General features: G+C 74.7%; 9 protein-coding genes. 5 read left to right on the forward strand and 4 right to left on the reverse strand.

Features of this window, described 5'->3' with window-relative positions:
- Positions 1-6 precede the first annotated feature (6 nt).
- Together HLB15_RS00790 and HLB15_RS00795 are read right to left on the reverse strand one after the other, a co-directional pair.
- Positions 7-1,542: a type VII secretion target gene (locus HLB15_RS00790; protein ID WP_189087124.1), complete on the reverse strand. Its 1,536-nt coding sequence runs from the start codon at positions 1,540-1,542 to the stop codon at positions 7-9.
- Positions 1,536-1,808 carry a hypothetical protein gene (locus tag HLB15_RS00795; RefSeq protein ID WP_171102711.1) on the reverse strand — a complete coding sequence of 91 codons (273 nt, stop codon included), beginning with the start codon at positions 1,806-1,808 and terminating at the stop codon, positions 1,536-1,538. The genes HLB15_RS00790 and HLB15_RS00795 overlap by 7 nt, the downstream gene beginning before the upstream one ends.
- A gap of 211 nt (positions 1,809-2,019) precedes the next feature.
- On the opposite strand from HLB15_RS00795, the gene purB reads away from it, so the two are divergent.
- The 4 genes from purB (at position 2,020) to HLB15_RS00815 (ending at position 6,856) form a co-directional block, all read left to right on the forward strand.
- Positions 2,020-3,495 carry an adenylosuccinate lyase gene (gene purB / locus HLB15_RS00800; RefSeq protein WP_229785617.1) on the forward strand — a complete coding sequence of 492 codons (1,476 nt, stop codon included), beginning with the start codon at positions 2,020-2,022 and terminating at the stop codon, positions 3,493-3,495.
- Between the two features lie 88 nt (positions 3,496-3,583).
- Complete coding sequence (locus HLB15_RS00805; RefSeq protein WP_171102713.1) at positions 3,584-4,927, forward strand: M20 family metallopeptidase; 1,344 nt, start codon at positions 3,584-3,586, stop codon at positions 4,925-4,927.
- 144 nt (positions 4,928-5,071) lie between these two features.
- Positions 5,072-6,424 (forward strand): acetamidase/formamidase family protein, encoded by a 1,353-nt coding sequence (locus HLB15_RS00810; protein WP_171102715.1) that lies wholly within the window; start codon positions 5,072-5,074, stop codon positions 6,422-6,424.
- Positions 6,425-6,481: 57 nt separating this feature from the next.
- Positions 6,482-6,856 carry a serine/threonine protein phosphatase gene (locus HLB15_RS00815; RefSeq protein WP_171102717.1) on the forward strand — a complete coding sequence of 125 codons (375 nt, stop codon included), beginning with the start codon at positions 6,482-6,484 and terminating at the stop codon, positions 6,854-6,856.
- 62 nt (positions 6,857-6,918) lie between these two features.
- Here HLB15_RS00815 and HLB15_RS00820 read toward each other — a convergent pair whose 3' ends face one another.
- Together HLB15_RS00820 and HLB15_RS00825 are read right to left on the reverse strand one after the other, a co-directional pair.
- Positions 6,919-9,225 carry a YhgE/Pip domain-containing protein gene (locus HLB15_RS00820; protein WP_171102720.1) on the reverse strand — a complete coding sequence of 769 codons (2,307 nt, stop codon included), beginning with the start codon at positions 9,223-9,225 and terminating at the stop codon, positions 6,919-6,921.
- Positions 9,222-12,038, reverse strand: coding sequence for an MMPL family transporter (locus HLB15_RS00825; protein ID WP_171102722.1), 2,817 nt, complete (start codon positions 12,036-12,038; stop codon positions 9,222-9,224). Before HLB15_RS00825 ends, HLB15_RS00820 begins: the two co-directional genes overlap by 4 nt.
- Before the next feature lie 124 nt (positions 12,039-12,162).
- Here HLB15_RS00825 and HLB15_RS00830 point away from each other — a divergent pair, with 124 nt between their 5' ends.
- Positions 12,163-12,861 carry a TetR/AcrR family transcriptional regulator gene (locus HLB15_RS00830; RefSeq protein ID WP_171102724.1) on the forward strand — a complete coding sequence of 233 codons (699 nt, stop codon included), beginning with the start codon at positions 12,163-12,165 and terminating at the stop codon, positions 12,859-12,861.
- Positions 12,862-12,863 lie beyond the last annotated feature (2 nt).

A 12,863-nucleotide genomic window follows, 5' to 3' on the forward strand; every position in this document is an offset into this window, starting at 1 on the left:
GGCGGGTCACGGGCCCGCCCGCGTCACGCGGTAGTACGTGGTCGTCGCGGTGGTGCCGGTCCCGCCGGTCCCGCCGGCGAGGTGCCGGCCGATGCGGCCCGTGACGTCAGCGACCCGCGGGTCGCCGGTCGCGAGGGCCACGTCGAGCGTGCGCACATGGGTCGCGACCGCGTGGGCGTCCGGCACGCTGCCCGACGCGGCCCGGTCCGCCGGGTCGGTCGACGCCGTCAGGGACCGCACCACGGTCACCCGGTCGCGACCGCGGGGGTTCTCGGCGCCGGACCGGCCGTCGGTCGCCGAGACCACCTCCTCCGGCGTCTCCAGGTGCAGCACGGGCACGCCCGGCGGCGTGCGCAGCAGGCCGGTCGGTGCACCCGCGGTGACGAGCCCGCACACGCGGTACCGCTCGGCGAAGCCCGGGCGGGCCACCAGCGCGGTGGCCGCGATCCCGCCGAGGCTGTGTCCCACGAGCGTCACGGGCTCGTCGGGCCCGACCCCCGCGTCCGCGAGCGCCTGCTCGATCGCCGCGGTCGCGCCGTCCGGCTGCCCCGCCACGAGCTCGAGGTCGGTGCGGCCGTCCCAGGGGTGGTCGGCGGGCAGGGCCGACTGCGTACCGGGGACGAGGACGGTCCAGGAGGTCGCACCACCCTCCCCCACGACCTGCTGGACCGCGAGCGTGGCCTCGGGCGCGCCGCCTGTGCCCGGGTAGAGGTCGTCGATGCGGGCGAGCGCCTCCTGGACGGACGCCGCGGGGGTGTCCGACCAGTCCGGCAGACGCCCGTCCGCGAAGCCGTCGACCCGGGTCAGGGCCACGCCGCCGGTCGCGTCGCCGACCAGCGGCGCCTCGCGTGCGACATGGGCCAGCACCGCGGCTCCGCCGGGGACACCTGCGCGCCCGCCGGCGAGCGCGGGCCGCGTGAGCGCGACGCCGGCCCCCGCCCCCGCGAACGCCTCGTCGGTGTACGGCGCGACCGCCTGGGTCACGGCGGCGTGCATCCGGCTGGACAGCGGCGCCGCCGCGCCCGTGAACGGCGCGGTGAGACGGCGCCCGCCCAGCTCGGCCGCGCCGAGGACGCCCAGGCCCGCCAGCCCCGCGGCCCCCAGGACGCCGAACCCCGCGCCCGTGCCCGCCGACCAGGCGGTGACGATCCCCCCGACGGCGCGCTGGGCGGTGGACTCCGCCTCCTCGTACAGACCGGCGGCGCGCAGCAGGCGCCAGGCGAGAAGGTCGCACAGCTCGGCGCGAGCCGTGAGCCCGCGCGCGGCCTCACGGGCAGCCGCGGTCGCCTGCGCGAGCGGGCCGGTCAGGGGGTGACCCGTCACGGGCCGGACGCCGGGGAGCGCGAGATCGCCGACTGCCCCGGCGCAGCACGCGACAGCGGCCCGGAGATCGGCGGCGGCGTCCGCCAGGCGCGTCGCCGCGCGACGGACCGCGTCGGACTCCACGACCGAGGCGCCCGCGCCACCGTGGACCGTGACGGTGTCGACCGGGGCGCGGGGGACGGTGGGGGCCGGCGGGTCGGCGCCGGTGACGCTCACCATGCGAGGCCACCCGTCACCCCGGCATCGGCCGAGGCGAGCGCCGCGTACCGGAGCGCCTCGTCGAGCAGCGCCCGGTCGTGCAGGATCGCGCGCAGCAGACCGGCGGCCGCGTCGTCGAACAGCCGGGCCGCCGTCGCGTCCCACTCGACGTGCCGCGCGGTCTGCACGGCGTCGACGGCCTGGTCCGTGTGGCGGGCGGCTTCCGTGAGTGCTGTCGTGAGTGCTGTCGGTGCGGCGAGCCCCGGCGTGTCCGTCCCTTCGCGCATCGGTTCCCCTGTCCTGTCGTGCGGCTCCGTCGTACTGCCTCGACGGTAGGTGGGCAGGCGAGCGCGGCGGAGTGCACCGGCCACCACCTGTGCACAACCACCCCGAGCACGCCCCTGTGGTCACGCTCGCCGGGCCTCCGGACGGGGGCACCAGATCTCAGCGGGCGGCGGGCGCGCCGGTGTCGGTGTCAGGGATGGGAGAATGGGCGCCGTGAACGACACCGCGCCGCAGACCGCCCAGCCCGCCCGCGTGAGCCTCGCCGGGGTGACCCCGCCGATCGCGCTCGGCCCGCTCGACGGCCGCTACCGCGGCGCCGTCGCCCCGCTCGTGGACCACCTGAGCGAGGCCGCGCTGAACCGCGAGCGCATCCACGTCGAGGTCGAGTGGCTGATCACGCTGTGCAACGGCACGAGCGGCGCCCCGGGGGCGGTCGTGCCGGGTGCGCCCACGCTGACGCCCGCGGAGATCGACTACCTGCGCGCGATCCCCGCGACGTTCGGCGCGGACGAGATCGCCGAGCTGGCCGCGATCGAGCGCGAGACCGTGCACGACGTCAAGGCCGTCGAGTACTTCATCAAGCGCCGCATCGCCGCCGCGCCGGAGGCGCTCGGCGAGACGAGCCTGCCCGCCGCGAGCGAGCTGGTGCACTTCGCGTGCACGAGCGAGGACATCAACAACCTCTCGTACGCGCTCATGGTGCGCGGCGCCGTCCGCGACGTCTGGCTGCCGAAGGCGACGGCGCTCGCCGACCAGCTCGCCGGGATGGCGCGCGAGCACGCCGCGGCTCCCCTGCTGTCGCGGACGCACGGCCAGCCCGCGACGCCGTCGACCCTGGGCAAGGAGCTCGCCGTCCTGGCGCACCGCCTGCGCCGCCAGCTGCGGCGCATCGAGCGCGCCGAGTTCCTGGGCAAGCTGAACGGTGCGACGGGCACCTACGGCGCGCACACGGTCGCGGTGCCCGGCGCCGACTGGCCCGCGGTGTCGAAGGCGTTCGTCGAGGGCCTCGGCCTGGACTGGAACCCGCTGACCACGCAGATCGAGTCGCACGACTGGCAGGCGGAGGTCTACGCCGACGTCGCCCGGTTCAACCGCGTCCTGCACAACCTCGCGACCGACGTGTGGACCTACATCTCGCTCGGGTTCTTCACGCAGATCCCCGTCGCGGGCGCCACCGGCTCGTCGACGATGCCGCACAAGGTGAACCCGATCCGGTTCGAGAACGCCGAGGCCAACCTCGAGATCTCGTGCTCGCTCCTGGACACGCTGTCGGCGACGCTCGTCACCAGCCGCCTGCAGCGCGACCTGACCGACTCGACGACGCAGCGCAACATCGGCCCCGCGTTCGGGCACAGCCTGCTCGCGATCGACAACGTGGCGCGCGGCCTGGACCGCCTGGCCGTGAACGAGGACCTGCTGCGCGAGGACCTCGACGCCAACTGGGAGGTGCTCGGCGAGCCCGTCCAGTCCGCGATGCGCGCCGCGTCGGTCGCGGGCGTGCCCGGTATGGAGAACCCGTACGAGCGGCTCAAGGACCTCACGCGCGGCCAGCGCGTGGACGCCGAGCGCATGCGCGAGTTCGTGGCGGGCCTCGGTCTGCCCGACGACGTCGCGGCCCGCCTGACCGCCCTCACCCCCGCCACGTACACGGGGCTCGCGGAGCAGCTCGTCAAGGACTACCTGGACTGACCAGCAGCTCCACCACGGACGCCGGCGCCGCGCCGGAGCCGACCGGCGCCGGCCCGCGCAGGCAGCCGGGCACGACGCCTTCCCTACGATGGACGGCATGCACCGCCCCGCCCTGCCCAGCACCGCCTACCTCGACCATCTGGTCGCCGAGACCGCAGGACGGCGGGAGGCCCTCGCCGGGGAGCCGGAGCACCGGCCCGACGGCGGTGCGACCGCCGGGCTCGCCGCCGCCGCCGAGCGGGCGGCGGACCGGCTGGAGCCGGACCTCGCGGAGGTCGTCCGGCGGTTGCACGCCGATCCCGAGCCCGCGTTCGAGGAGCACCGCAGCGCCGCGACGCTGATCGAGGTGCTCGCGCGGCACGGCGTGACGGCGGAGCTCGGCGCGCACGGTGTGGCGACGGCGTTCCGGGCCGAGGCGGGCACGGCCACGGGTCCGACGATCGCGATCTGCGCGGAGTACGACGCGCTGCCCGGTATCGGCCACGCGTGCGGGCACAACGTCATCGCGGCGGCCGGCGTCGGGGCGTTCCTCGCGGCGCGCGAGGCACTCACCGCGAGCGACGCGCCCACCGGTCGCGTGGTCCTGCTCGGCACGCCCGCGGAGGAGGGGCACACCGGCAAGGAGGTGCTGGCCCGCCAAGGTGCGCTCGAGGGCATCGACGCCGCGATCATGGTGCACCCGTACGGCCTCGACGTGGCCGACCAGGTGTGGCTGGGCCGACGCCTGCTGACCTGGACGTTCACCGGCCGGCCCGCGCACGCCTCCGCCCAGCCGTACATGGGGCGCAACGCGCTCGACGCGGCGACCCTCGCCTACCAGGGCATCGGCCTGCTGCGGCAGCAGATGCCGCCCGTCGACCGGGTGCACGCCACGATCGCGGAGGGCGGGACCCGGCCGAGCATCATCACCGAGCGCGCCGTCGTGCACCTGTACGCGCGGTCCAAGTACCCGGACACGCTGCGCGACCTGTCCCGCCGCCTCGACGACGTCGCCCGCGGCGCCGCCCTCATGACCGGCACGGACGTCGAGATCACCTGGGACGACGGCGCACACCCGAGCCTGCCGGTGCGCACCAACCGGGCGCTCACCGAGCGGTGGGTCGCGGCGCAGCGCCGGCGGGGGCGCGACCCGCTGCCCGCGGGCGTGCTGTCCGAGACGCTCGCGGCCTCCACCGACTTCGGCAACTTCTCCTTCCGCGTGCCCGGCATCCACCCGCTCGTGCAGGTCTCCTCCCCGGACGTGGCCCTGCACACCGCGGAGTTCGCGGCCGCGGCGGCGACGCCCGCGGCGGTGTCGGCCGCCGTCGACGGCGCCGCAGGGCTCGCCGCGACCGCGCTGGACTACCTGGCCGACGCGAGGCTGCGCGCCGCCGTCCACGAGGAGTTCGCCCACGCGGGCGGGCCGGTCGACGTCGAGCACCACTTCGACTGAGACCGCTTCGACTGAGACCGCCTCGGCCGGCGGCGTCGCCGCCCCCGACCCGTAACGGCCGGCTCATCCGGGCGAAACGTCCGGTTCCTAGCGTCGGGAGGGCGCGGCGCACGGTCGCGCACCCTTCCCGAGGAGCGTGGTCCCGTGACCGGTGGCGAGCAACGAGACGGACGGACAGCAGCGCAGACCCTGGTCGCCGCGCTGGGGCGGCGCAGCTTCCTGCGCGCGGCGCTCGGGGTGGGCGCGGGGTCCGCGCTGGCAGCGGGCGCGGCGCCCACCGCGCACGCCGCGCGCGGACACCGCGAGACCGCGCGGTTCACCGGTGTGCTGCAGCCGGGCCGCGGCCGCATCCCGGGTGACACCTACCTGCGGTCGGACGTCGACGACGTGCTCTGGGGCTACGTCCCGTCCGTGCACGCCGCCCCCGTCGCGCGGGTGCGTTCGGGGCGCACGGTCACCATCGACTCCGTGTCGCACGAGGGCATCCTCGAGGACCAGGGCCGCGACCCGGTGGCGTACTTCGCGCAGCACGGCGTGCGGCGCCGCGACGTGCTCGACGACGCCGTCGCGATCGCCGCCGGCTACACGCGCACGGCCCGCTCCTTCGACGTCGACGGCCCGCACGTCGTCACCGGGCCCGTGCTCGTCGAGGGCGCAGAGCCCGGTGACGTGCTCAAGATCGAGACGCTCGCCGTGACGCCGCGCGTGCCGTACGGCGTCGTGTCCTCCCGGCACGGCAAGGGCGCCCTCGCGCGGACGGCGTCCGGAGCGCCCGCTGGCATCACCCTCGACGAGGTCATGCCGCCCGTCGGCACCGACGGGCGCGGCTCCGGCATCCCCACCGAGTACGGCAACGTGTCGGTGTTCGCGTCGGTGCGCGGGTCCCAGGCCGTGATGGGCGCGGGCCGGGCACGGGTCCGGTTCCCGCTGCGCGCCTTCTTCGGCATGATGGGCGTCGCCTTCGCCGAGTCGACGGACCTCACCGCGCCGGAGGCGAACTCGATCCCGCCCACGCTCGGCGGCGGCAACATCGACATCCGGCACCTGGGCGCCGGGTCCACCTTCTACCTACCCGTCCGGGCCGAGGGCGCGCTCTTCTACGTCGGCGACCCGCACATGGCGATGGGCGACGGCGAGGTGGCGCTCACCGCTATGGAGGGCTCGCTGCGGGGCACCTTCCGGCTCACGGTGTGCAAGCCCCGGTCCGGCGACGCGCCGTCGGTCGCGTTCCGCTACCCGTTCGGGGAGACGGCGGACGCCTGGATCCCGATCGGCCTGTCGGACCCGGACGGCTCGGTGGACGGGCAGCTCAGCGACCTCGACGTCGCGATGCGGCGCGCGGTGGTCAACGCCCTCGACTTCCTCGAGCACGACAGGGGCCTGGACCGCGCCGTCGCCTACGCCTACCTCTCGGCGGCGAGCGACTTCGCCGTGTCGCAGGTGGTCGACCGGACGGTCGGGGTGCACGCGCTGATCCACAAGGCCGACCTCCGCTGACCTCCCGGGGTGCTATTCAGCGGGACCGGGCGGACGGGGCGACCGTAGGGTGCGGACATGACGACGCCCGAGACCGCACCGCTCGACACCTGGCTCGCCGTCACCCGCGACGACGGCGAGACGGTCGGCTACCTGGAACCCGTGACCGACGACTACGCCGAGGTGGTCCCCCGTAACCGCCTGGGGCACGCCGTCGGCGCGGCGACCGACTACGACGCGGCCGAGGAGCTGGTGCTGGACCGCGGCCTGCGCGAGCTCGCCGAGCACTGGCTGCTCGACGACGCGGGCGCGGAGCTCACGATCACCGAGCTCTCGCCCGCGGGGATCGTGCTGCGCGACGCGTACGTGTCCAAGGCGCTCGCGACGGTCGCGACCCGGATCCCCTGGCCGGACACGACCCACCGCCTCCGCCCGGCCCCGAGAACCCGCTGAGTGCGGGATCTTCGCCCGTGTCGACGACTGTCGAGGGCGAAGATCCCGCACTCGGCGAGGGGTCAGGCCGTGCGGAGGTCGGCCAGGCGGACCGTCCGGCGACGGGCGACCATGAGGCTCGTGATCACCAGGCCCGCCGCGGCCCAGAGGACCACCGAGGCGACCGCCATGCCGACACCGCCCGTCCCCGCCTCGACCAGCCGTCCGAGGCCGGTCGTCGCCGGGCCGACCGGCAGGAAGGCGGTCAGCCCCTCGAGCACCGCGGGTGCCGTCGACACGACCCCGGTCGCGATGACCAGTACCGCGATCAGCAGGCTGACACCACGCCCGACGTGTCCGAGAGCCGCGGCCAGCGCCTGGTTGACGGCGACGAACGCGACGGAGACGAGCCCGCCGAACGCCATCGTCCCGACCCAGCCACCGACGTCCAGCCCCTCGATGCCGGCGAGGACCGCACCGGTCGCCAGGCCGGACACCAGCCCGACGCCCGCAGGCAGGGCGAACGTCTCGAGCGTGAGCCGCAGCGCGCCGCGCGTCGAGCCGCGGGCGTGCAGCGGCACGGGCGGCACCACGATCATCAGGGCGAGCGCGCCCAGCCACAGCGCCAGGACGGCGAACATCGGTCCCGTCGCGCCCGTGTCGAGGTCGGTCACCTCGCGGTCGGTCGCCACCGGGTCGGCGACGACGGAGGCCAGCGACTTGCGCTCGTCCTCGGTGTAGCTCGGGATCTCCTCGGTGGCCTGGTCGAGCCCGTCGGAGAGCTCCCGCGCACCGCCTGCCAGCTCGCCGACGCCGTCCGCGAGACCGCCGACGCCGGTCGCGAGCTGACTGGTGCCCGTCTCGAGCTGACCGACACCGTCGGCGAGCTGCGTGGCACCGGACGCGATGCCGCCCGCGCCGCCGGAGAGGTCGCGGGCGCCGGACGCGAGCCCGGACGCGCCGGAGGCGAGCTGCGTGGAGCCGTCAGCCAGCCGGACGGCACCGGTCGCGAGCTGCGTCGAGCCGCCCTCCAGCTGGCCGAGACCATCTGCGAGGTCGCCGGCGCCACCGGCCACGACATCGATGCCCCCGGCGAGCTTCTTCGCACCATCCGCAAGCTTCTCGGCGCCGCCTGCACTCTGCGAGGCACCGGCAGCGAGGGCGTACAGGCTCTCGTCGCTGCCCTTGTCGGAGAGCGCCGACAGACCGTACGCGACGGTGGTCGCGTCGACAGGGAGCTCGCCGTGCTTCGCCAGCGTGGCGCAGAGATCAGGGACCTGGGCGAGCAGGAGCGGGTCCTTACACACCTCTGCGACCTCGGTCACCAGCTCTGTGGCACCGTCCGCAGCGTTCGATGCCTTTTCGGCCAGTGTGCTCACACCGTCGGCCGCCTTCTCAGCGCCCCCGGCGAGCTGTCGAGATCCCGCGGCGAGCTCGGACGCCCCCTCGGCCAGACCGGTTGCGCCGTCGGACAGCTGCTCGGCCCCCGTCGCGAGCTGTCGCGCACCGGCCGAGCTCTGGCCGACACCCGCCGCTACCTGGTTCGCGCCCTCGGCGAGGCCGGACGCGCCGGAAGCCAGTCCGGAGACACCGCTCGAGACCTGGTCCGCCCCTGCGGCCCACTGGTTGGCACCGGCGGCCCACTGGCCCGCGCCCCCGGCCAGGCCGGACACGCCGTCACCGAGACCGGCGACGCCCTCGGACGTCTGGCGTGCGCCGTCCGCGAGCTGCTGCGCGCCGTCGCCCGCCTCGTCGGCGCCGTCGGCGAGCTGGCCCGCGCCGTCCGCGGCCTTGCCGAGCTCCTCCGAGAGCGTGGAGAAGCCGACCAGCACGTTGTCCACGTAGGTCTCGGTCAGGGTGCTGCCGAGCACGCCCGTCGCGGTCTGGGCGACGACCTGGGCGAGCGCGTCGTCGAGCACCCGGCCGTTGGCCGGCGTCGCGACGTCGATGGTCGCCTGGCGGGCCTCCGCCGGGTCGTCGCCACCGAACGAGGTCGCCGCGGCGGAGAAGTCCTCGGGGATGGTCACGACGGCGGCGTACGTGCCGTCGGCCAGACCATCGGCGGCACCTTCCTCGTCGGTGATCTCCCAGTCGTAGCTCGCGTCCGAGGCCGGGACGGCTGCCGCCTGGCCCGGCTCGGCGTCGGCGGTCTCGCCGCCGCTCACGAGACCGGCGGCAAGCTGCCGCCCGAGCGGGACGGTCTGACCGTCGACCTCGACCGGCTCGTCGAGGTTCACGATCGCGGCCTTGACGGTGTCGAGGCGCTCCTGCGGGTTCCACAGGGCCGAGATGAGCAGCCCCAGGATCATCAGCGGGAGCAGCGCCACCGCCACGGCACGCCACGGGTTGCGGAACGGCTCGGGCCGCAGCCATCTCGTCGCGGTGCTCATGCCCGCACCTCCTGCTCGGTCACGGTCGTCTGCTGGTCACGTTCTGTGGTGTCGGGCCCTGGACTGACGTCGAGCATCGGTGTGCCCGCCGGCGCCAGGTCGGTCGCCGCGACCCCCGTCGAGCCGAGCAGCACCGCGACGCCGTCGCGCTGCGCCGTGGCCAGGGCCTGGGCGAGCTCGGCACGGGCGGCGAGGTCGCCGACCGTCTCGGTGGCATCCACGACGAGCACCGCCGGCCGGTCGCGCAGCGCCTGGCGGACCGCTCCGGCCGGCTGCCCGCCCTCGGCCGCCGAGTCCACGACGGCGACCCGGCGACGCACCGAGGACGACCGCTCCGGCAGCACGAGACCCGCCGTCTTGGCCACGCCGCCCGTGAGGGCCAGACGGCCCGAGACCGCGAGGAGGAACGCGCTCACCGGCGCCGTGGCGTCGCCGCGTACGAGCAGGGCTCCGCCGTCGGGCACCCGGACGCTCACCGGGCCCACGACCGCACCGGAGCGGCCGGCCACCTCGAGGTCCTGCGTCGCGACCGCGTCGGTGGCGCCGGGCTCGGGCCAGTCCGCGAGCGACAGCTCGCGCGTGAGCCCCTCGCCCTCGACGTCGAACGACGGCAGCACGCGGTCGAGCCAGCGGGGCATGTACCAGGCCTTCTCGCCGAGCAGCGCGAGCACCGCGGGCACGAAGACCATGCGCACCACGAACGCGTCGACGGCCACACCGACCGCGAGGCCGAGCGCGATGGGCTTGAGGTTCATGTCGCCGTGCGGCACGAAGGCGACGAAGACCGCGATCATGATGACCGCCGCGGCGGTCACGACCTTCGCCGAGCCCTGGAAGCCCGTCGTGATCGCGTGCCGCGCGCTGCCGCCGTGCACGTAGTCCTCACGCATGCGGGAGACGAGGAAGACCTCGTAGTCCATCGCCAGGCCGAACAGGATGCCCATGAGGACGATCGGCATGAAGCTGATGACTGGCCCGGTCCGCGTCACGTTGAGCGCCTCGGCGAAGACGCCGTGCTCGAACACGAGCGCCACGACACCGAACGCGGCGCCCACGGAGAACAGGTAGCCCACGGTCGCCTTGATCGGCACGGCGATCGACCGGAACACCATCGTGAGCAGGATCAGCGAGAGACCGACCACCACGAGGGCGAAGGGCAGCAGGGCGTCGCCCAGCTTGTCGGAGACGTCGATGCCGACGGCCGTGAAGCCGGTGACCGCGAGGTCCACGCCGTACTCGTCGAGGAAGTGGTCGTGCAGGCCGCGGATCTCGCGGACGAGGTCCTCGGTCTCCGCCGACGTGGGCCCACCCTCCGGCACGACCTGGATGATGCCGGTGTCCGCCGTCTCGTTGGGCGTGGCGAGCGGCACGTCCGCCACGCCCGGCAGGTCCTCGATCTCGTCGCCCACCTGCTCCATGAGGGCCAGCGGATCGGTGCTCGTCACGATCGAGCCCGTGACGATGAGCGGGCCGTTGAAGCCGTCGCCGAAGTGCTCCGAGACGAGGTCGTAGGTGAGACGGGCCGGGTCGTCCTCCTCCATGACGCCCGCGTCCGGCAGGGCGAGCCGCAGGTCGAGCGCCGGGTAGCTCAGGGCTCCCATCGCCGCGATCACCAGGACCACCGTCAGCGCGGGCACCTTCGTCACGGCGCGGACCCAGCCGGTGAAGAACCGGTTCGGGCGCGCCTCGGGCACTGCGGGGGCCGGCGCGCGCCGGCGGGTCACCTCGGGGTCGTCCGTCTCCTGCGCCGCGGCGGCCGCCGCGGCGGCGCGACGGGCCCGGCGCGAGGGCTTCGGCCGCAGCCGCTCCCCCGCGAACCCGAGCAGGGCGGGCAGCAGCGTCAGCGACACGAGCACCGTGATGCCGACGGTCACGGCGGCGGCGACGCCCATGATCGTGAGGAACGGGATCCCGGCGACGCCCAGACCCACCAGGGCGATCATCACGGTCAGGCCGGCGAACACGACGGCGGAGCCCGCCGTCGCCGTCGCCCGGGCGACCGACTCGGTCACCGACAGCCCGGTGCCGAGCTGCTCGCGGTGGCGGGACACGATGAAGAGGGCGTAGTCGATGCCGACCGCCAGGCCGAGCATCACCGCCAGCATCGGCGTGGTCGAGTTGATGGGCCCGAGCGCGGTCGCCGCGAACAGCAGGCCCATCGACGCGCCGACGCCGAGCAGGGCGTTGAGCAGCGGCAGACCTGCGGCCACGAGCGAGCCGAGCGTCAGCACCAGGACGACGAGCGCGACGAGCAGGCCGATGCCCTCCGTCAGCGTCATCTCGGGGAACTTCGAGGAGAAGAGCTGACCGCCCAGGTGCGCCTCCGCACCGTCGGGCAGCGAGCGGGCGAGCGCCGTCGTCTCGGTGGCGAGCGCGTCCTTCGTCTCGTCCGTGATCGACCCGAGGTCACCGTCGAGCTGGATGGTCAGCAGGGTGGCGCGCTCGTCGTCGGACACGGACGCGGCCATCTGGTCGTCGTAGGGAGAGGTGACGACCTCGACCTGCGAGACGTCCCCGAGCTCCTCGACGCCGTGCTCGATCGCGCGCCGCACGGCCGGGTCGTCGATGGTCCCGCCCTCGGGAGCGACGACGATCACCTGCGCCGAGGCACCGCTGACCTGGGGGAACGTCGCCGCGAGGCGATCGAGCGCCTCCTGTGACTCCGTCCCGGGGATGGAGACCTCGTTGTCGAGGCCCTGCTGCAGCAGGCCTGCCGCGCCGCCCACCAGGACGAGCGCGACGACCCAGACGGCCACGACGAGCCTGCGGGCGCTGACGGCCCAGCGGCCGAGCGAGTAGAGGACGGAGGACACGCACACTCCTGGGGACGAGGCGGTACCGGATGGGATGTTCGATGCACCACTGTATCCGATACGTCGGTGCATCGGATACACGGGTGTATTGATAGACTGGTCACCCGTCCCCTAAGGAGCTGCCGTGACCACCGGACCCGCCAGCGACGTCGGCTCGGAGTCGCCGGTCGAGCGCGCGTTCGCCGCTGCCCTGACACCGCGCCGCGAGCGCACCCGCGAGCGCCTGCTCGACGCGGCCTACGCCGTGTTCGCCCAGCACGGCATCCACGGCGCGTCGATCGAGGCCGTGTGCGAGGCCGCCGGCTTCACGCGCGGAGCCTTCTACTCGAACTTCAGCAGCAAGGAGGAGCTGTTCCTCGCGCTCGCCGAGCGGGCGATGCGCAGGCAGCTCGGGGCGCTGGAGGAGATCACGCGGAACCTCGAGCCCGAGGTCGTCCGCTGCGGTGCGGTCAACCCGGACGCGATCAGCACGATCCTCTCGGTGATGGTGCCGGACCCCGGTGACGCCAGGCAGTGGGCCCTCATGCGCGCGGAGCTCGAGCTGCTCGCGATGCGCGACCCCGACGTGGGTCGGCCGTTCCTGGCGCAGGAGGAGATGATCCGGACCGAGCTGGGGGCCGCGATCGCGCGCATCCTCGACGACTTCGGCCTGCGGTTCACGATCGACCAGCGCACGGCGGTCGACCTGCTGCTCAGCACCTACGAGTCGTCGGCGCGCGCCGCGGTCACCGCCGGTCAGGCGGTCGGGCAGGACGGCGACGCCGCACCGGGCACCGCCGTCCTGAGCCAGCTGGTCAACCTGCTGATGACGACGACCGACTGACG

It is taken from the genome of Promicromonospora citrea (assembly GCF_013004695.1).
GTDB lineage: Bacteria > Actinomycetota > Actinomycetes > Actinomycetales > Cellulomonadaceae > Promicromonospora > Promicromonospora citrea.